This is a genomic window from Burkholderia singularis, from assembly GCF_900176645.1.
In the GTDB taxonomy this organism is placed as follows: domain Bacteria; phylum Pseudomonadota; class Gammaproteobacteria; order Burkholderiales; family Burkholderiaceae; genus Burkholderia; species Burkholderia singularis.
Genome location: NZ_FXAN01000072.1, coordinates 35,590 through 55,747 on the forward strand (window position 1 = coordinate 35,590; position 20,158 = coordinate 55,747).

Below are 20,158 nucleotides of genomic sequence, written 5' to 3' on the forward strand. Positions count from 1 at the left end.
CGCCCATCGCACGATGCAATCTGTTGCAGTTGTGTAAGACCTTGCAACATCCGGGCCGGCCACGGCCCTCTTTGCTAAAATACCGCGTCCCGCTTGAGTCCGCGTCCGGGCTGAGCGCCGTTCTGACGTCTGCTCACACCCCGTGAATACGCTGCGGCGACGCGTTCGCCGCCCGCCTGTTCTCAAGCTCGAACAGGCCAATAGGCTACCATATCGGGCTACGCGTGACCAAAAGTCGTCGTCGATCGCGGCTGACCACTCATACACTGACACGTCTTGATGAACCCGTATTCCCGACATCCCACCTCGTTCGCAGCCATCGCCAAAGCTATCTGGAGTCACCGCAGCCTGATATTCCAAATGGCCCAGCGTGAAGTCATCGGCCGCTACCGCGGCTCGATCGTCGGCCTCGCGTGGTCGTTTTTCACACCGGTGCTGATGCTGACGGTGTACACGTTCTTCTTCTCCGTCGTGTTCAAGGCGCGCTGGGGCACCGCCAGCGACGACAAATCGATGTTCGCGGTCGTGCTGTTCGTCGGTCTGATCCTACATGGCCTGCTCGCCGAATGCATCAACCGTGCGCCGACGCTGATCCTCGCGAACGTCAATTACGTCAAGAAAGTCGTCTTCCCGCTCGAAATCCTGCCGATTGTCGCGCTAGGCTCCGCGCTCTTTCACAGCGCCATCAGCCTGCTCGTGCTGCTAACCGCGGAATTGCTGTTCCTGAAGACGCTGCCGTGGACAGCCGTCGTGTTTCCGCTCGTGCTGCTGCCGCTGCTGCTCGCATCACTCGGCCTCGCCTGGTTTCTGTCCGCGCTCGGCGTCTATGTGCGCGACATCTCGCAGATCACAGGCGTGCTGACCTCCGTGCTGATGTTCCTCTCCCCCGTGTTCTATCCGGTTTCGAATCTGCCGAGCGAATACCAGTCGCTGATCAAGCTCAATCCGCTTACCTTCATCATCGAAGAAGGACGCAATACGCTGATCTTCGGTCACCTGCCCGACTGGAATCTGTGGCTGATCAACATGTTCGGCGCACTCGCGATCTTGTGGTTCGGCTTCTGGTGGTTTCAGCGCACACGGAAAGGCTTCGCCGACGTGCTGTAATTCCGCCATAACCCCTTCATTCATTCGTGCGATCATGAACCGATCTCAACAGCCGGCCGGCATCAGAAACAGAATCAAGGCACGCCTGCTGCGCTCCCGTTTCTATTACGTGCTCGCGGCACTCAAATATTATTTGGCCAACAATGTCGTCGCGCGCTTTCCGTGCGAAAAGGCGCGCAATCTCTACTACCGGAAGGCGCTTCGCATCGGCATCGGTCGCGACACGCATCTGAGCATGCGCCTGTTCTTCACCGGCTATCACTCACGATGCTCGGTCAGCATCGGCGATAACTGCGTGCTGAACCGCGAAATCTATCTCGACGGCAGAACGGGCATCGTCATCGGCGACAATGTGAACGTGTCGTTCCAAACCTGCATCCTGAGCTTGCATCACGATCATAACGATCCGAATTTCTCGTCGATCGGCGGCATCGTGACGATCCAAGATCATGCGTGGATCGGCGCGCGCGCTATCATTCTGCCGGGCGTCACCGTCGGCCGGGGCGCGGTGGTCGCGGCCGGCGCGGTCGTTGCCCGGGACGTTCCCGAATTCGCCGTCGTTGGCGGCGTACCAGCGAAAATCATCGGCGAGCGCAATCCCGATATTCAGTATCTGACGAAATTTTCGCCGTTTTTCGATACCGACGTGTTTGACGAATCCAGCTTTCATCGGCATGACTAAAAAAAACATCCTCGTCTTTTCGCTGTCTCCGCCCTTACCTGCCAATGCAGGCGGGCCGATCTACGTGATGAATACGATCAGCCCGCTGATCGACGAATATAATTTTCATCTGTTCACGATCGGTGGCGAGGCCGAGAAGAAGCACATCAACGAGCATCGCGCACTCTACGACCGGCACTTCAAGTCGGTTCACGTCGAGCCCCGCGCGACCATGCCCGCTGAAAAACGCCTGCCGGGCCGCGCGCTGCATGCGCTCTCTCACGTCCAGCACGGCCTGCCGTTCATGGATGCGAGCTATTACAGCGCCGATGCAGTCCGCAACGCGCGCCGGATCGTCAAAGAGCAGCGCATCGACATGCTCGAAGTGCATAGCACGCACCTCGCGTTCTTCCGGAAATTCCTGCCGGATCTTCCCGCGCTGCTGGTTAGCCACAACATCGAATCGGATCTGTTCCCGTTCTGGATTCCTGCAAACGTGACGGGCTGGCAGAAGTACGCGATCGAGAGCATCGCGAGAATCAGCCGCGCGAACGCGCACAAGGTCGAGATCGAGAACGCATGGTCGTTCGACGCGATGACGTTCATCTCGCCGGACGACATGAATCGCGTCACCGCGCCGGTCGAAAAGCATTACATCCCGCTCTGCTTTCCGATCAAGGACGTCGATTACGACGCGAAGCCCCACGATAAGCTCAATCTGCTCTGGATGGGCGGCTTCTGGTGGTATCCGAACGCCGAAGGCGTGATGTGGTTCGTTCGCGAAATTTTCCCGCGTCTAAAAGATTCGCTCGATCGACTCAACATCTGCCTACATTTCACGGGCGCCCATCCGCCCGACGAGTTGAAGGCAATTCATGACGGCGAACACGTGCACGTCCACGGCTTCGTGCCGTCGCTCGATCCGATCCTCGCCGACGCGCACCTTCTGTTCGTCCCGCTGCTAACCGGCGGCGGCGTGCGCGTTAAAATTCTGGAGGCCATGAGCAACGGCATTCCGGTCATCAGCACGCGCAAGGGCTGCGAAGGCCTGGGCGCGACCGACCAGGTTGACATCGTGATCCGCGACGATGCGCAGGCCTTCGCCGACGCTATCATCGAACTCGCGGAGCATCGCGACAGGCTCAGCGACATGTCGCGCAACGCGCGCAATCTGCTCGCCAGCAAATACAACCTCGACGAGTGCGTCAAGACGAAGCGCATGCTTTACGACAAACTGACGTCCCCCGCTCGCCGCGCCCGGACAGCATAGACGGCACGCCGGCGCTCACCCGCGAGCGCCGCGTCGATCGCTTGGATCAACGAAACAGAACCGCGCGCACCAATGAATCTCTCTCCCATCCCGAGTACGTCGTCCGAGAATTTGCTCATTCGAGTCGAAAATATCACCAAGCGTTTTCGCATCTATGACAAACCTGCCGACCGGCTCAAGCAGTCGATCTTCAGCAAGATGGGCGTGTTCGGCGCGCGCAAGCAGTACGGACACGATTTCCTCGCACTCAACGGCGTATCGTTTTCAATCAAGCGCGGCGAGACAGTTGGCATCATCGGCCGCAACGGCTCGGGCAAGTCGACGCTGCTGCAAATCATCGCCGGTACGTTGACGCCGAGCGACGGATCGGTATCGGTGTTCGGACGCATTTCCGCACTGCTCGAACTGGGCGCGGGCTTTAATCCTGAATTCAGCGGACGCGAAAACGTGATGCTGTCTGCGCGCATCATGGGAATATCGTCGAGCGAGATCGAAAAACGGTTCGACGACATCGAGCAATTCGCCGACATCGGCGAATTCATCGATCAGCCGGTGAAAACCTATTCGTCAGGCATGTACGTGCGGCTTGCGTTTTCGGTCGCGATTCACGTATCACCCGATATTCTCGTCGTCGACGAAGCGCTCGCGGTCGGCGACACCGCATTCCAGACCAAGTGCCTAACGCGCATCCGCGAATTGCAGCGCGGCGGCACGACGATCCTGCTCGTCACGCACTCGACCAATACGCTAGTCGAATACTGCGACCGGGCGATCTATCTGAAGCGCGGCAAGCTGATCGAGGACGGTACGTGCCGCGACGTCGTGAAGCGCTACGCGAACGATCTCGTCGAAGAGGAAGGCGGCATCGCAATCGACACGTCCGATGCCGGCGATAGCGCCGGCACACCCGCGCTCCCCGACGCGAGCAGCACCGGCAAAGCTAGCGACAAAGCCGTATCGTCGAACAAAACGTCGATCCTGGACGTCGCGGTCACCGACTCGGCCGGCAATGCGCGCAGCACGTTCAGCTTCGGCGAGCCCTTCCGCGTCACCGTCTCGATTGATATCCATCAGACCAACCCCCGCCCTTGCTTCGGAATCCAGATCAAGAGCGTCGACGACATCGTGCTTTGGAGCACCACCACGCAGCACATGAACATCGCGCTCGACCGGATGGAACCGGGCGTCTATCATTTCACCTGGCGGTTGCGGGCCAATTTTGCCGGCAACCGGTACGTGCTCGCGATCGGCGTCGGCGACACCGAATCGGGCGAATACAAGCGCCACGCGCGTCTGCCGTACGGCGGCCATATCGACGTTCTGCCCCAAGACGGCGGCGGATCCGGCTGGCTCGCCCCGTGCCCCGAATTCGTGCTCTCAACATGACTGAATCCATCGACAATCCGGTTCGCCCCGTCAAAGCCGTCGTCATCGGCTATTACGGCGCGCCCAACGTAGGCGACGAGCTACTGCTCAGCCTGCTGGTCGATTGGGCGCGCGCGCGTCACATCGAGCTTGTCGCGGCGAGCATCAATCCCGACTATACGGCGCGCACTCATGCAATCAAGGCCGTCGATTACTTCAATCTCGGCTCGATCGGCAAAGAGCTGGCCACGGCCGACCTGCTGATCTTCGGCGGCGGCGGAATCTTTCAGGATCATCATCCATTCCGGATCACATCGCTTTACGACCCAACCCAGAATGACATCGCCGCCTACGCGCGCATTTTCTACATGGGCCGGCAATTCGGCGTGCGCACCGTCATCTGGGCACACGGCGTCGGCCCGCTAGCCACGCTGGACGGACAGCAGATCTCGCGGGACGTGTTCACGCTCGCCGATCACGTTTCGTTGCGGGATGCCGATTCGCTCGCGCTGTTGCGCTCGCTCGGCGTCGAACGCGATGCGCTCGTCGCGCCCGATCCCGGCTGGTTTTTCGTCAACACGCCTAAGCCACCGCTGCGTTTCGACGATCAATTAAAGCCGCTCGCCGGCCGGCGCAAGCTGGCCGTGCTGGTCCGTTCGTGGGAATTCGATCAGGCGTGGGAATCCGCTTTCGGCGACGCACTGCGCAAAGCCATCTCCAACGAATGGGGCATCGTCTGGATTGGATTCCAGTGGAGCGAAAGCGAGCGTGAAACGAGCGTTGATCTGCCGTGTATCGAGAAACTGCGCGCCCGACTCGGTGATGACATCCCGAGCGTCGTCATCGACAAGCTCTCCCCCGACGCGGCGTTCGTGCTGCTCAAGCAATGCGACGCGGTGTTCTCGATGCGTCTGCACGGCAGCATCATGGCGATCGGCGGCGGCTGCCACGTCGCGGCGCTCGAATACGACAGAAAGATGGCCGTCGCCCACGACATGGCTGGACTGCCCGCCAACATGCGGCTGCAGTTGTCGGACCCGCCATCGCGATTTGACGAAGTGCTGGGCCGCCTGCTCGGCGAACCGTCCGGATTATGGACGCTTCCGCCCGCGCGCATGGAAGCACTCGCACGCAAGGCCAGTGAACATTTCGAGTTGCTCGACGCGGCGCTCGCCGCAACAGCCGGCACATCGGCGGCGGCGCACGCCGAGCGCTGGAAAAGCAATCAACTCGATTGGACCAGCACGTGGCTGCAGCAACTGATTTGGAATAACGATCAAATCCGCAGCACCAGCGATCGAGCACATGATCTATTACATTACCGTGACCTTCAGCTCGCGGAACAGATGGCGCACGTGTCGCAACTGTCGAGCGAACTGTCGGACATCAAGACGCTCCTCGGACAGCAGTCCGCGCTCGTGCAGCAGCTTCAAGCGGACAACAACGCGCTGAAAGCCCAAAACGGCGAGCTGGAAACCCGGAACGACACGCTGCAAGCGACGCTTGATAGCATTCAACACGAATCCGCCGAGATTCGGCAACGGCTCGCCGCAGCCGAACGCGCATTGCACAGCTATCAGAACGCGCCGCTCGACCCCGGAGCCGCCGCCACTCTGCCTCAGACCAGCGATAGCGGACTTGCGCAGAACGCGCGAGAAACACAAGCAGAAGCACACGCACTCGCGTCATCTTCGATGGTAAGCAATATGATGAAGTCACCAAAAATTTACGCCAACCGGGCCGTTTACCTTCTCCAAAACGGAGGCGTGCGTGCTCTGGCCTCGGCCGTGCGCCGGAAATACCGGATGCGCGCCGCCGCTCAAGCCGCGAGCGGCGCCATCGCGATACTTCCCGCGCCTGCCGTGCAAAACGATCCGTATCGCGCACTGCACTCGGCCGCTCAGCTCCAGCGCGCGGAACTCATCATCGTTGCGCCCTATGCGTATCGCGCCAGCGGCGGGACACGTCGATACGCGCAGCTCGCGGCTGCGGCCATCGCGGCGGGCCATCGCGTCATTTATCTGAACGCGTCGACGGCCAGCGGCGAAGACGCCTCGCCGTCCGAAGGCGTATCCGGCCTCTTCGAAACACAACTCGACGCGATCTCTGTCACGGAACTGTTCGGTCTCGTTTCTTCGTTTGCGAAGCTCATCATCGGCGCGCCGGCGGCAGGCGTGCTGCCATTCTTCGATTACGCGCGCCATCGCGGCATCGAAACCGTATTCGACATCGATCGCGAATGGCGCGGCGATGCGCGCAATCCCGGTTCGCCGTTCCAGCAGTTGCTCGCCAACGCGAGCCGCTGCACGGCCGCTACCCCGGCGCTGCAAGCCTCGCTCGCCGACAGCCGGAACGACATTTCCCTGCTGCGTGACGCGGTGCTGCACACATCGTTCGATTCCTACAAAACGTATGATCCGCCAGCCGGACTACGCACCGGCTCGCACAAGCAAGGCCTGTTCTACCCGGCTTGCGGCATCGAATTCATCGACTGGGACATGTTGAAAACCGCGGCCGATCGCAACGCAAACACGGTCTTCTACGTGATGACATCCGACAATCTTCGGCAGCCAATGCCGTCCAACGTCATCGCGCTGCCGCCGGTCCCGATCAACCAGCTCGGCGCCTACGCGGCGAGCGTCGATTTCCTCTACGCGCCGCTGCTTCCGAGCGCAGCCCATGCCGGCGACAGCGACTTCAACGTCTACGCGGGCCTGCATCTCGGCAAGCCGGTCGTCAGCTCGCTGGATAGCGGCCTGGGTGACACGCGCTCCCTGTTCATCCGCCCGGCCGCCGACGATTTCGCCGCCGCTTGTGCGACGCTGTCCGGCGACAGCTCGCCCCAGGCCGCCGACGAGCAATTCGTTTCGCAACACAGCTGGCTCGCCCGCCTTGAGCAACTCGCGCCCGCCGAGCCGAGACGCGACGTCAGCGTCGTCATCCTGATCCACAACAACGCGAAAATCATCGGCCGCTGCCTGAGCACCCTGCTCGCGCACTGCTCCGCGTATCTGGCCGAGGTCATCGTCGTCGACAATGCAAGCTCGGACGGCGGCGCCGAGATCGTCGAAAAACACTTCCCGCAGGTCAAGCTGATCCGCAATCCGCAGAACGGCTGCTCGTCCGGCCGCAACCTCGGCGTCGCGCACAGCAGCGGCAAATACGTCGCATTCTTCGACAGCGATCAGTGGTTCGTCGGCTCCGCGGGTTTTGCGGAAGCGCTGCACGTGCTCGAAAACAACGCCGCCGTCGGCACCATCGGCTGGAACGCCGGCTGGTTCGACGCGACGCGCACCGATCTTGGCGGCATGATCGCCGATTACTGTCCGAACCGGGCGATGAACAGCATCGCAATTCGCGATGGCTTCCGCGCGGACATCGGCTTCCTCGGCACGAGCGGCATGTTCCTGCGCCGCGAGACTTTCGACGCCACCGCCGGCTTCGACACGTTCTACGATCCGACCTGCTTCGAGGATACGGACATCTGCTTCCAGATCAAGGCGCTGGGCATGCAAGTTGTCTATCGCGATCTGTCGGGCGTGCGTCATCAGCCGCATCAGACAACCGGCGCAAACAGCGGCAGCGATGCGTATCAGGCGCTCTTCCAGCGCAACGCCGCATACTTCAAGGAAAAATGGAAGAGCCATCCGGAATTCTTCCTCGATTACGTCTGGGACTGACATGACCAACACAGTGCTATGCGTCGTCGGCACAAGGCCGGAAGCGATCAAGATGGCGCCCGTCATCAAGGCGCTCAAAGCGCGCACGGGCGTGAACACACGCGTGCTGGCCACCGCGCAGCATCGCCACATGCTGGATCAGATCTTCGCGAATTTCGGCATCGCCGCGGATATCGATCTTGACGTCATGCAACCCGACCAAAGTCTCGCCGCGTTGACGAGCCGCCTGCTGATGAGTCTCGACGGTGTGCTCAGCCACGAGCGTCCGCAACTCGTACTCGCGCAAGGGGACACGACGACGGTTATGTCGGTGGCAATCGCGTCCTTCTACCGGAAAATTCCATTCGGCCATATCGAGGCCGGCTTACGCACGGGCATACGGAACAATCCGTTTCCGGAGGAAATGAATCGCGTACTAGTGGGTAACCTCGCAGATCTCCACTTCGCACCGACGGAAAGCGCGAGAGCCAATCTGCTCAATGCCGGCATTCGCGATGATTCCATCTGGGTGACGGGCAATACGGTCATCGATGCGCTCCTCGACACCGTCAAGACGAAACCGGCGCTCAACATCCCGCTCGATCCGGTCAAGCGTCTGCTGCTCGTCACGGCCCATCGCCGCGAAAATTTCGGTGAGCCGCTCGCCGACATCTGCCGCGCGCTCGCGACGCTCGTCGAGCAAAACGACGACATCCAGATTCTGTTTCCGGTTCACCCGAACCCGAACGTCAAGCAAACGGTCCACGCGCTGCTCGGACGAACACCCCGCGTGTTTCTGGTTCCGCCGCTCGACTATGCGCCGTTTGTCGCAGCGATGCAGCGCGCCCACCTGATTCTGAGCGACTCGGGCGGCGTGCAGGAAGAAGCACCCGCACTCGCGAAGCCGGTTCTCGTGCTCCGCTCACAGACGGAGCGCCCGGAAGCTGTCGCCGCTGGCGTGGTCAAGATCGTCGGATCGCGCTCGGCCGACATCGTCGCCTCCGCACAGACCCTGCTGGATTCCGACGAACAGTATCGGACGGTTGCGCGCGGCGTCTCTCCCTACGGAGACGGCTTGGCTGCACAGCGCATTGCCGACATCGTGACGGACCGCTTTGCATGATCGAGCAGCTCGTTTATCTGTCTCCCGTGCCTTGGGCGAGTTTCACTCAGCGTCCGCACAAATTCGTCGAATGGTTCCATGCAACGGCTCGCGCGAACGTACACTGGTTCGATCCGTATCCGACCCGTTTGCCCGAGCCCGGCGATTTGAAGCGCCTGTTCGCGCAGGATGCCGGACACGACGCTTCAGCGATCCCCGGCTGGCTCGACATCGCGCACGTGCGCAGCTTGCCGATCGAGCCGATTGTCGGCGGGACGGCAATCAATCGGCGATTGTGGCGTGGCGCGGTCGATACCATCCGCGATCAATGCGCGAGGGCAAAAACAATGCTGGTCATCGGCAAGCCATCGGCGTTCGCGGTCGACGTGTTGCAGCAGACGTCGCCCTATCGCACCGTCTATGACTGCATGGACAATTTCCCGTCGTTCTACTCCGGCCTGTCTCGCGCAAGCATTGCGCGGATGGAGCGAATCATCGCCGTGCGCGTGGACCGGCTCATCGTTTCGTCGACCACGCTTGAGGCGCGTTGGCGGCCGCATCGCCCTGACCTCATGCTTATCCCCAACGGGCTCGATCCGGCCGCGCTGCCGGCGGTTCGCGCAAGACGCGCGGTTTCAGAATCACCCGCCGTTTTCGGGTATCTCGGCACGCTCGGCGCATGGTTCGATTGGGAATGGCTGATCCGGCTCGCGCAATGCCGTCCGCATGACGAGATCCGGCTGATCGGGCCGCTGTTCTCCCCCCCTCAGCAGCCGCTGCCCCGCAACATTACGCTCCACCCACCGCTCGAACATTCGAAGGCGATGGCAGCGCTCGCGACCTTCGACGTCGGCCTGATCCCATTCGTTAGAAATGACCTGACCCACGGCGTCGATCCGATCAAATATTACGAGTACAGGGCGGTCGGCTTGCCGATCATCTCCACCGCCTTCGGGGAAATGGCCGGGCGAAGCAACGAAGCCGGCGTGTTCATCACGCCCGGCATCGATGGTCTCGAAGCCGCCGCCGATGAGGCGCTTCGGTATATGGCGCAGACAAGCGAGATCGAAGCGTTCAGGAACCAGCATAGCTGGAACAGGAAATTCGATAACGCGGGACTTTACTCGTAAGTCAACGCGAATTCCCACGCTCCCTTACCTCTCAATCCTGCAAACCGCAGACGCGCCCTTCGCGATCGTTGTTACCACCGGATTACCGGCCGGGGCGCCACATCGGTCACATCGATGCGACACACAACGCCAGCGCATCGTCCCATTGCGGCGGCGTCAGGCTGAATGCGCGCTGCAGCTTCGACGTATCGAGGCGCGAATTGGCCGGACGCTTTGCCAACGTCGGATATTCGATGGCCGGAATCGGCACGATCGCCGGCACGCGCGCCGGCGCCGCCACCGCGAAAATGTGTTCGGCGAAACCGGCCCATGACGTCGAGCCGGCAGCGCTCATGTGATAGATCCCGCTGAGCTCGGCCCCCCACGCTGACAACCCGACTTGAGATGCGACGCCCTGCGACAACACGTGCGCCGTGAGGGTCGCGATCGTTGCCGACCAGGTCGGCGCGCCGACCTGGTCGGCAACGATGCGCAGCTCATCGCGTTCGTTGGAAAGCCTAAGCATCGTCGTCAGGAAATTTCCGCCTCGACGTCCGTACACCCAACTCGTCCGGAAAATCAGGTGCGCGCAACCCGCCGCGACGATCGCCAGTTCGCCGTCCCGCTTCGTCACGCCATAGATGTTCAGCGGCACGGTCGCGTCGTCTTCGATATACGGCCGTGCGAGCGCGCCGTCGAATACGTAATCTGTCGAATAGTGAATCAGCAGCGCGCCACTTCGGCGCGCTTCCTCCGCAAGCACCGCGGGCGCCTCGGCGTTAATCATCCGTGCTGAGTCGACGTCCTGCTCAGCACGATCGACCGCGGTATAGGCTGCGGCATTGACGATCACGGCAGGCCGCAGTGATCGGATGCAGGACCGGATTGCATCGGGCCGGCTCAAATCAAGCGCGTCACGGCTCATACCGACGACACGCCCAAGCCCCTGCAGCGAGCGCAGCAGCTCGAACCCGACCTGACCGTGCACCCCGGTCACGACGATCGTCCGCTCGCCGCTCGCATCACGCGCAATAGTTTCACTCATGCGTAGGTCTCCGCTTCCGACAAACGCACGCCGGCGGCATCTTTCGCCGCGACGATCGGCTCGCCGGAGATGGGCCAATCGATCGCGAGGTCCGGATCGTTCCAGAGAATGCTGCGCTCATGCTCCGGAAACCAGTAGTCGGTCGTCTTGTAGAGAAATTGCGCGGACTCCGACAACACGAGAAAGCCATGCGCGAAGCCGGGCGGCACCCACAGTTGCCGGCGGTTTTCGCTCGACAGCACGACACCGGTCCATTTGCCGAAGTTCGGCGAGCCGCGACGGATGTCGACCGCGACGTCGAACACCTCGCCCTCGACCACGCGCATCAGCTTGCCCTGCGCATGCCGGATCTGATAATGCAGGCCACGCAGCACGCCCTTTGCCGAGCGCGAATGATTGTCCTGCACGAACTCGACGCCCGCCTCGACGTGTTCCGTGAACGTGCGTGCGTTGAAGCTTTCGAAAAAATAACCGCGCGCATCGCCGAACACATCCGGCTCGATGAGCTTGACTTCGGGCAGCGCCGTCGGCGTTACGTGAATAGTCATGAGACTTGATCCGTCAGTAGATTTTTCAGATATTGCCCGTAGGCGTTCTTCGCGAGCGGTTGCGCAAGCTTCAATACCTGCTCCGCATCGATCCAGCGACGACGGTACGCAATCTCTTCAGGACACGCGACCACCAGCCCTTGACGCTTTTGCAAGGTCGCGATGAACAACGCCGCGTCGATCAGCGAGTCGTGCGTGCCGGTGTCGAGCCACGCATAGCCGCGCCCCATGATCTCGACATCGAGCGCGCCCGCAGCGAGATAATGCGAATTGACGTCGGTAATCTCCAGCTCGCCACGCGCGGACGGGGTAATGTCCGCCGCAATGTCGCACACCTGGTTGTCGTAGAAATAAAGGCCCGTCACCGCATAATTCGAACGCGGCTTCGCGGGCTTCTCCTCAATCGACTGCGCACGGAATGCGCGGTCGAACTCGACGACGCCATATCGTTCGGGATCCTGCACGTGATACGCGAACACCGTCGCGCCCGAGATTCGCCCCGCCGCCCGTTCGAGCTGTTTCGCGAGATCGTGCCCATAGAAAATGTTGTCGCCTAGAATCAGCGTCGACGGCTCGTCGCCGACGAAATCTCGGCCGATGACGAACGCCTGCGCCAGGCCGTCCGGCGACGGCTGCACCGCATACTGGATGTTCATTCCCCATTGGCCGCCGTCGCCTAGCATCGCGCTAAAGCGCGGCGTGTCCTCCGGCGTCGAAATGACCAGCACGTCGCGAATCCCGGCGAGCATCAGCGTCGACAGCGGATAGTAGATCATCGGCTTGTCGTAGACAGGCAGAAGTTGCTTCGACACGGCATGCGTGATCGGATACAGCCGCGTGCCGGAACCGCCGGCGAGAATGATGCCCTTGCGCGCCATCGATTCAACCTTTACGCGCGTTGCGCGTAGTTCGTTTCAACCCACTTGCGATAATCGCCGGATATCACCTCGTCAACCCACGGCTGGTTGTTGAGATACCAGTCGACTGTTTTCGCAAGCCCCGTCTCGAACGTCTCGGCCGGCTTCCAACCGAGTTCGCGCTCAAGCTTGCTCGCATCGATCGCGTAACGACGATCATGACCGGGGCGGTCCGTCACATAGGTGAGCTGGTCGCGATACGAGCCCGCTGCCTTCGGCCGCGCGTTGTCGAGCAAATCACACAGCATGTGCACGACGTCCAAGTTCGTTTTTTCGTTCCAGCCGCCGACGTTATAAGTCTCGCCCGGCAAGCCGCGCGCGAGCACCTCGCGAATCGCACTGCAGTGATCCCCGACGTACAGCCAATCGCGCACATTCTGGCCATCGCCGTAAACGGGCAGCGGCTTACCGGCGAGCGCATTGGCGATCATCAGCGGAATCAGTTTCTCGGGAAATTGATGGGGACCGTAGTTGTTCGAGCAGTTCGTCGTCAGTACAGGCAATCCGTACGTGTGGTGATAGGCACGCACCAGGTGATCGGAACTCGCCTTCGTCGCCGAGTACGGGCTGTTGGGCGCGTAGCGCGTCGTTTCGGAGAACTGCGGATCGGTCGGCGACAGTGAACCGAACACTTCATCCGTCGACACGTGCAGGAACCGGAACTCGGCCTTCGCATCGTTACCGAGACTACTCCAGTATCGGCGCGCGGCTTCGAGTAGCGTGAAGGTGCCAACCACGTTCGTCTGCACGAAAGCGGCCGGGCCATGAATCGAGCGGTCGACGTGGCTTTCGGCCGCGAAGTGGACGATCGCGCGGGGCTTGTACTGGGAAAGCAATGCGTCGATCGTCTCTCGTTCGCAAATGTCGACGCGCGCGAATACGTGCGCCGGATTTCCCCGCAACGACTTCAGCGTACCGAGGTTGCCCGCGTAAGTCAGCTTGTCGATATTCAATACTGCTTCATCGGTTTGCGCCAACCAGTCGAGCACGAAGTTGGCACCGATGAACCCGGCCCCGCCCGTTACCAAGATCATGGAATTCCTTTGCTGAAATTGGGAGTCGGTTAAGCTACCGACATAATATCGGCCTTGTATATCGACAAACGGACACCGTCCGTCCGAACCGCGTTGCCAGCGGCAATTGCGCGGCCCGATCGAACTACACACCCCACGCTGGCAGCGTCCTCTGACTGCCAGCGAAACGATTATACGGCAACGAAATCGAGAAATATCTCATCAATCGTTTTAAACGGTGCGAAATATATTTCATTCCCCAATTTCTCAGGCAATTACCTTTCATAAAACGACTGCATAACTAAATTTTCCCCATCGGGTATCGCCTCGGGTTCCATTGCCTGTTGTGATACCGTGACTCCAATTTCGTCATATAAGCAAGCGATGATCCATCTCCCAAGCAACGCCCCCATTGCCTTCGGCGATCTTCAGGGCTGCCATGCCGCGTATCGCCGGCTTTTCGACGCGCTCGCCCCCGCACCCGACACCCCGCTCTGGTTCGCGGGCGACCTTGTCAATCGCGGGCCCGCGTCGCTCGCGACGCTGCGCGAGATCGCATCACTCGGCGAACGGGCGGTGGCTGTGCTCGGCAATCACGACCTGCATCTGCTGGCAGTCTCAGCCGGCATCCGCACACTGAAGTCCGGCGATACGATCGGCGAGATCCTCAACGCCCCCGACGCCGAAGACTTGCTCGAATGGCTGCGTCATCGTCCGTTCGCGCACGCCGAGCGCGGCATGCTGATGGTGCATGCGGGCGTGCTGCCGCAATGGGATTTGACTTTGGCGCTCGATCTGGCCGACGAGTTGCAGCGTGCGCTGCGCGCGCCGAATTGGCGCGTCACGTTGCGCGAGCTGTACGGCAATGAGCCCAGCCAGTGGCGCGCTGATCTGAAACGCAAGGAACGGCTGCGTGTCGCGTTCAACGCATTCACCCGCATTCGCTTCTGCACGCCGGAAGGCGCAATGGAATTCCGAGCGAACGGTGGCCCCACGTCCGCGCCCGAGGGCTATCTGCCGTGGTTCGAAGCGCAGGAACGCAAAACCTCGGACATGACGATCGTGTTCGGCCACTGGGCCGCGCTGGGCCTGATGGTGCGCGACAACCTCGTTGCGCTTGACTCCGGATGCGTCTGGGGCAATCGGCTATCCGCCGTGCGGCTGACCGACGATCCGGCCGCACGCCAGATCACTCAAGTCGAATGCGACGGCTGCAGCGCAACAGGTGACTATGCCGGCCGCATGCGCTGACGCTTACGGTCTCCTATCCGATGCCGGACGATGCCTGATCTAACGGCCTCGCTCTTGTATCGCCGCAACGGATCGAGCGTCCGTTCGCCATTGCTCGCGAACGATATTCCGATAAGGATCCACGATGCGGCGATTCATATACTCCAGGCCGATCGAAATGAGCGTGACGATGGGCAACGTCAACCAGAACAGCTTCCATCCGGTAACGGTCGTGGCCAACAAGAGTTGCATGGCGAAAGCCGCCTGATAGTGAGTCAGATAGATTGGGTACGAAAGGCCGCCGATGTTTCGGTCGATCGACCGAAGCCAACGGCCGGTCCGCGATGCGGCGATGAAGAAGAAAGCAATTGTGAAACCCAGCAAGTTCAGATAGTACGGCACCCCAGCCGCATCGAGCGGAAGAACGTGCAACGAACAGATGAACACCGCGTAGACGAGCGTGGCGACCACCGATGCAGCAGCAGGTAGACAAACGCCTATCCCCTGGACCGTGAAATACAGGCAGATGCCGATACCGTAAGGTAACGCGGCGGCCGGCACCGCATATATCCGTGCATTGATGTCGTGCGCCATCAGGACATGGAAGCACACGCCCGCGAGCAAGCACAGGAAGCCCGTCGCTCTGTTTCGCGCGGCGCCCAGCGCAAGCAGCACATACATCGCGAACTCGACGGCCAACGCCCACGCGGGCGGCACGACGTGGGACGCATTCGGCTTGCCCGGCGCCGGAAAGTCAGGGCACCAGTACAAGTTGACGACGAGGTTCCACCAAGCCCCCAACGTATTCGGCATCAGGAAATTTCGATGATAGGCGGCCGCCAATCGCGGCTCGGCCGCGATCAGCACGATCGACATCGCAGCCGCCACCCAGTACATCGGATAGAGGCGCAGAAACCGATTGGCGAAAAACCGGACGAAACCCCGCGCACCGAATCCATAATTCCGCTGCAGTGTGGCGGTCATCAGATAGCCGCTGATCACGAAAAACGTCGACACGGCATACGTCGCCGTCAGGTCTATCCATCGGCCGAGATGAGCGGCCATGACAATCAGCGCGAGAAAACTGCGCAGCGCTCCGAGCATGTTGTATTCAGCGAATTGAAAATGGCGCAAGCACGTGATGTGCAGCCTACGCCGATTTTCTCACATCGCGCGACGCCGCTCTCCCACGCAGCGCACGCGACGCTCATCGATTGTTCAGGACGGCGCCGCTTGCCTTCAACTGAGCGGCCAGCACCGCGTAGTCGATGCGCTGAACACTGTTGCCACTGTTGATCGCGATCGCCGCTGCGGCACCGGCGGCCTGTCCGGTAATCATGTAAGTCGGTTCGACGCGCAGTGAGGAAAAGGCGACATGTGATGCAGACAATGCTACCGGCACGAGCAGATTGCGCATCTCGTCGTATTTGGGCGTGATCGATCGGTACGAAATCGGGTAAGGACGCGCAAGCGGCTGCCAAATAGCACCTTCAGTTCCGACCTGCCCATTCACCGCCACGCGATGCACAACGTGCTGGTCGATCGGAAAGGCGCCAAGGCCGATGGAGTCGGGAATCGTCGTCTCGTTGTAGAGATCATGCTGCGTCATCACGTAGTCGCCGATCATCCTGCGGCCTTCCCGCACATAGAGCAGCCGGGGGAACCCTCCGTTGTCCTGAAACTCGTCCTTACAGAATCCCCACGAGCGAACATCCGCCTGCACGTTCGGCGGAATGCGCGGATCCGTTGCGAGGAACGTCAGCAGAGCCATCGTATAACGCTTGTGCTCGGCTTCGATCGCGCGGCGTCCGTTCGCATCAGCGCGAATGTACTCGGCGCTTCCTTCGATCTCATCCGTGGACAGAAGCCCGAGACTGTTCACATCAAACTTGTTGTTCGGAATAGGAACGTTCGCGATGTAGTGGAACGTTTTGGTGATTTCCGGATGCGCCTTGGCAATCCGGCCCAGCAATTCGAATTCGCGCGGATCGTAATTGTCTGGCTTGACGACCGGAATCTGATTCGCTTTATCCGCCGTGACACAAATTCGATAACCATACGCCTGCACGGCCGAATCGGCGGCCCCTGCCGCACCGAGATTGTTCGGCGCGACATGAGGAAGCAATCCGCTATCCGGACGGCCCGGCACGACATAAGGATCCACATGCGCGCCATCAGTGATGACAATCGGGCCGACGCCCGCCAGTGCCTCGTTATATTGAGATTTCGCCTCGCGTCCCTGCGTGTGATTGATGCCTGCCTTCGCCATCAGATCGCCTTCGTAGCTCGCATCGATGAATATCTTCGCTATGTACTGCGAGCCGTCCTGCATCTGAATGCCCTTGATGCTATGGTCCGCGGATTGGACGCTCTCCAAGCGTGCATCGTATTTGACGATGACGGCGGGAACGTCCGCAATCATTTTCAACAGGATGCTTTCCGCGACGTGCGGCTCATGGAATATGCCACCCATCGTCCAGGTCTTGTCGTATCGGAGATTGACAGCGTCGACAAAGCGGCGAGCGAAACCGCCCATCGCCCACAGCCTGTCCTGAGGATAAGCGTCCGTTACACTGACGCCGCTCGTGATCATGCCGCCGACATGCTTGGTCGGCTCTAGCACGAGAACGTGCTTGCCCGCTTTCGCCGCCTCAAGCGCCGCAGATATTCCAGCAGGCGTCGCACCGTATATGAGGACGTCGGCGGCACCGGGGTTGGACGCGTTGGTGCTCGACGCGGGGACGGGGGCAGGGGTTGGTGTGGTGGGAGCGGGTGTCCCAGAGGATGAGCCTCCCCCTCCGCATGCCACTAACATCAGCACCGAACTAATCGCCAGTAAACATTCAGCAATACTGAATTTTAGGATTCTAAACATACGATACCCAGCCCCACTTTACAGAGCCAATCCGTCCATCACATGCCATCGGATACGGCTTACCGCCAATTTTTACGAAATATTACAAGCTATGCGCACACTTTAGCACTTGAATCTCGCGTTTCACTATCAATCAGAGTCCTATTAGGGATATCTCTTGCCGGTCGCCCTGACGTCAGCGCATTCCGGCCAACGCCGCCAAGCATGGCATGTCGAGATAAAAAAGATGTGTTGAAACAGAGGCCGGGAGGAACAGCTGGCGCTGCCCGCAAATCAACGCAACGCCATCTCGCCCACGTACTCCGCCTACCATATCAGCGCAATATGGCAGGCGGCACGATGGCTCAGCATCATCGGTCGATCGATATTCGGCGGGCACAAATGTACAGGCCAATTATGAAGAAAATGCGATTGTGCCGGTTCGCACTTGCGTAAAGAAATGTTGAGAATTGTATCTGTCGATACGCCCTCGGCAGTTCGCCGGAAACGCTCCAGCGCATCCGCCAGGCAAGCGAGCCCCTCCATTGAACCCGCGTTGCCTCGGCAACAATCGTCTAGTGATTCGGCCGTTCACCCTTCGCGACACGACACCGTCGACCTCGTCGCCGTCTTCAGCTCCCCGGCGCCTTGCCACCGTTCGAAGCGGCGCGAACTCCGCGTCGAGCAACCAACACCGCCCCGACTCGAGCAACTGCTGTCTCATGCCAATCGCCCGTCACCGCAATTGGCTCGCCGGCGTACAGACCGCCACCAACGGATCACTCTTCAGCCCTATCGATCAGCAGTTACAGGCAGAGCTATACGACTCAGTCAAACCAGATTAATGGCAAATCCCTAGTCATCGCCAGATGTTTGAATGTACCGTCTGCACGTCCATATAGCGTGATCTGGTGTGTCCCGGGAGCCAGTCTTTCCCCTGGATTCGCGGACAGATAGCTTGCACCAATAGTCCGTGTACTGACACCATCCGGATTGCTCAACTGTTGAATCCCTGTCGATCCACGCCGCACACCGTCTACCGTAATCCACATACTGACCGTGCCGGTATCAGCGGTGTCGCCCTGTACACGAGATTTCCCGCTAATTAAAACGATTCCATTATGGCCGGCGGGAACAACAATGGTAGCTTGCGCAAGCGCGACATCGGCCCCTGTTGACGGAACTCCAGGCCATCCCGAACTGCTACCCACACCTATATAGTTGGTCCGATTGTATGCGTCGTTACTTGTCGAGGCAGAACCAACAACTGACATGCCGCCATACAACGTAACCAGCGTCGAATTGGCACCGGCCTTGTACTGGACGTGGTTTACCAGTCCGGAGCAACTATTATCTTCACAATATGCTAATGCAGACGCATCCCAGCTTATGGTCGACGGCCCCGTCAATTGAGCATAAAACGCCTGATTATAAAATGGCGCCTGATTTTCAGCCCCTTTGTACATATCATTATCAGACCAAGAACCAATATTATTTTCAGGCTCCCTTCCATTTAAATAGATCGATGTCAATGGATCTCCATAGCTGCCGGCAAGATATATCCGGCCGGATGCAAGCGAGATAACTGGTTGCCCACCCGGATTGAGCGATTGCGAAATCAATGCCTGATGCGGCAGGGGCATTCCACGCACAATACCAGCCGTATTAAAACTCAACGTAGATGTATCGGAACCTAATTGTGAAATATTAACATTCTCTGCTGGAGCAGTCATCACAGCAAGATTACTTCCTGCACCCACCATAAACGCAGCGCCATTCAGCGTAGACGCAATAAGCTGCAAAACGTGAGTTCCTGCAGACAGATATTTTCCACCTATTATATTATAAGAATGTTGCTGAGCGTTTGAAGTTTGCGACCAATCGACGATCGAATCATTTGAAATGGATTGACCATCGGCAACAATTGATAATGCAGCAATTGCCGCTCCTGATGGATAGACTCGTCCGTCTGATTGGACATAGACGTAAGCCGCTGCTGGAAGCGTAATAGTCGAACTCAGTAAAACACGGTTATTTCCGGAAATAGATAAATCGCCGGAAAGCTGTCCATAGGTTGACTCAGACCCTGCCGAAAACACCGAATTATTTACTGTCACGCCAATACTGAAAGCGGCAGCAAAAACCGCCCATTTCCTTAAAAATAAAATGAACATTTTTCAGCCCTCCATTTTCAATTGACCTGATATATCAATTTCAAAATATGCTTTAAATAGCCTCCGGTAACCATTCAATCTCGAATGCCAGCCGAGATGCTGTA

General features: G+C 59.6%; 15 protein-coding genes. 8 read left to right on the top strand and 7 right to left on the bottom strand.

Annotated elements, in window-relative coordinates; genetic code table 11:
• Positions 1 to 279: 279 nt before the first annotated feature.
• The 7 genes from BSIN_RS15885 (at position 280) to BSIN_RS15915 (ending at position 10,294) form a co-directional block, all read left to right on the top strand.
• A complete protein-coding gene (locus BSIN_RS15885; RefSeq protein ID WP_089341219.1) occupies positions 280 to 1,107 on the top strand; it encodes an ABC transporter permease in 828 nt (275 codons plus the stop codon).
• 34 nt (positions 1,108 to 1,141) lie between these two features.
• On the top strand, positions 1,142 to 1,789 hold the full coding sequence (locus BSIN_RS15890; protein WP_256583827.1) for an acyltransferase: 648 nt from the start codon (positions 1,142 to 1,144) through the stop codon (positions 1,787 to 1,789).
• A 67-nt stretch (positions 1,790 to 1,856) separates the two neighbouring features.
• On the top strand, positions 1,857 to 3,038 hold the full coding sequence (locus BSIN_RS15895; protein ID WP_256583828.1) for a glycosyltransferase: 1,182 nt from the start codon (positions 1,857 to 1,859) through the stop codon (positions 3,036 to 3,038).
• A 72-nt stretch (positions 3,039 to 3,110) separates the two neighbouring features.
• Positions 3,111 to 4,424: an ABC transporter ATP-binding protein gene (locus BSIN_RS15900; protein WP_089341221.1), complete on the top strand. Its 1,314-nt coding sequence runs from the start codon at positions 3,111 to 3,113 to the stop codon at positions 4,422 to 4,424.
• On the top strand, positions 4,421 to 8,083 hold the full coding sequence (locus BSIN_RS15905) for a polysaccharide pyruvyl transferase family protein (RefSeq protein WP_089341222.1): 3,663 nt from the start codon (positions 4,421 to 4,423) through the stop codon (positions 8,081 to 8,083). Before BSIN_RS15900 ends, BSIN_RS15905 begins: the two co-directional genes overlap by 4 nt.
• A gap of 1 nt (position 8,084) precedes the next feature.
• Positions 8,085 to 9,185: a non-hydrolyzing UDP-N-acetylglucosamine 2-epimerase gene (gene wecB / locus BSIN_RS15910; RefSeq protein WP_089341223.1), complete on the top strand. Its 1,101-nt coding sequence runs from the start codon at positions 8,085 to 8,087 to the stop codon at positions 9,183 to 9,185.
• Complete coding sequence (locus BSIN_RS15915; RefSeq protein WP_089341224.1) at positions 9,182 to 10,294, top strand: glycosyltransferase family protein; 1,113 nt, start codon at positions 9,182 to 9,184, stop codon at positions 10,292 to 10,294. The genes wecB and BSIN_RS15915 overlap by 4 nt, the downstream gene beginning before the upstream one ends.
• A gap of 106 nt (positions 10,295 to 10,400) precedes the next feature.
• Here the strand turns inward: BSIN_RS15915 and rfbD are convergent, their stop codons facing one another.
• From rfbD to rfbB, 4 genes are read right to left on the bottom strand one after another with little or no spacing between them, the layout of a single operon-like run.
• Positions 10,401 to 11,318, bottom strand: a complete 918-nt coding sequence (gene rfbD / locus BSIN_RS15920) for a dTDP-4-dehydrorhamnose reductase (protein ID WP_089341225.1) — start codon at positions 11,316 to 11,318, stop codon at positions 10,401 to 10,403.
• Positions 11,315 to 11,866, bottom strand: coding sequence for a dTDP-4-dehydrorhamnose 3,5-epimerase (gene rfbC / locus BSIN_RS15925; protein ID WP_089341226.1), 552 nt, complete (start codon positions 11,864 to 11,866; stop codon positions 11,315 to 11,317). The genes rfbD and rfbC overlap by 4 nt, the downstream gene beginning before the upstream one ends.
• Complete coding sequence (rfbA, locus tag BSIN_RS15930; protein ID WP_089341227.1) at positions 11,863 to 12,744, bottom strand: glucose-1-phosphate thymidylyltransferase RfbA; 882 nt, start codon at positions 12,742 to 12,744, stop codon at positions 11,863 to 11,865. Before rfbA ends, rfbC begins: the two co-directional genes overlap by 4 nt.
• An 11-nt stretch (positions 12,745 to 12,755) precedes the next feature.
• Complete coding sequence (gene rfbB, locus BSIN_RS15935; RefSeq protein WP_089341228.1) at positions 12,756 to 13,817, bottom strand: dTDP-glucose 4,6-dehydratase; 1,062 nt, start codon at positions 13,815 to 13,817, stop codon at positions 12,756 to 12,758.
• Between the two features lie 363 nt (positions 13,818 to 14,180).
• Between rfbB and BSIN_RS15940 the strand changes: the two genes are divergently transcribed.
• A complete protein-coding gene (locus tag BSIN_RS15940; protein WP_089341229.1) occupies positions 14,181 to 15,047 on the top strand; it encodes a symmetrical bis(5'-nucleosyl)-tetraphosphatase in 867 nt (288 codons plus the stop codon).
• Positions 15,048 to 15,086: 39 nt separating this feature from the next.
• Here BSIN_RS15940 and BSIN_RS15945 read toward each other — a convergent pair whose 3' ends face one another.
• The 3 genes from BSIN_RS15945 to BSIN_RS25440 all read right to left on the bottom strand — a co-directional run bounded on the left by BSIN_RS15945 (position 15,087) and on the right by BSIN_RS25440 (position 20,054).
• Positions 15,087 to 16,130 (bottom strand): acyltransferase family protein, encoded by a 1,044-nt coding sequence (locus BSIN_RS15945; protein ID WP_143757471.1) that lies wholly within the window; start codon positions 16,128 to 16,130, stop codon positions 15,087 to 15,089.
• A 103-nt stretch (positions 16,131 to 16,233) separates the two neighbouring features.
• Positions 16,234 to 17,901 carry an FAD-dependent oxidoreductase gene (locus BSIN_RS15950; RefSeq protein WP_089341231.1) on the bottom strand — a complete coding sequence of 556 codons (1,668 nt, stop codon included), beginning with the start codon at positions 17,899 to 17,901 and terminating at the stop codon, positions 16,234 to 16,236.
• Positions 17,902 to 18,707: 806 nt separating this feature from the next.
• Positions 18,708 to 20,054, bottom strand: a complete 1,347-nt coding sequence (locus BSIN_RS25440) for a hypothetical protein (protein WP_143757472.1) — start codon at positions 20,052 to 20,054, stop codon at positions 18,708 to 18,710.
• Positions 20,055 to 20,158 lie beyond the last annotated feature (104 nt).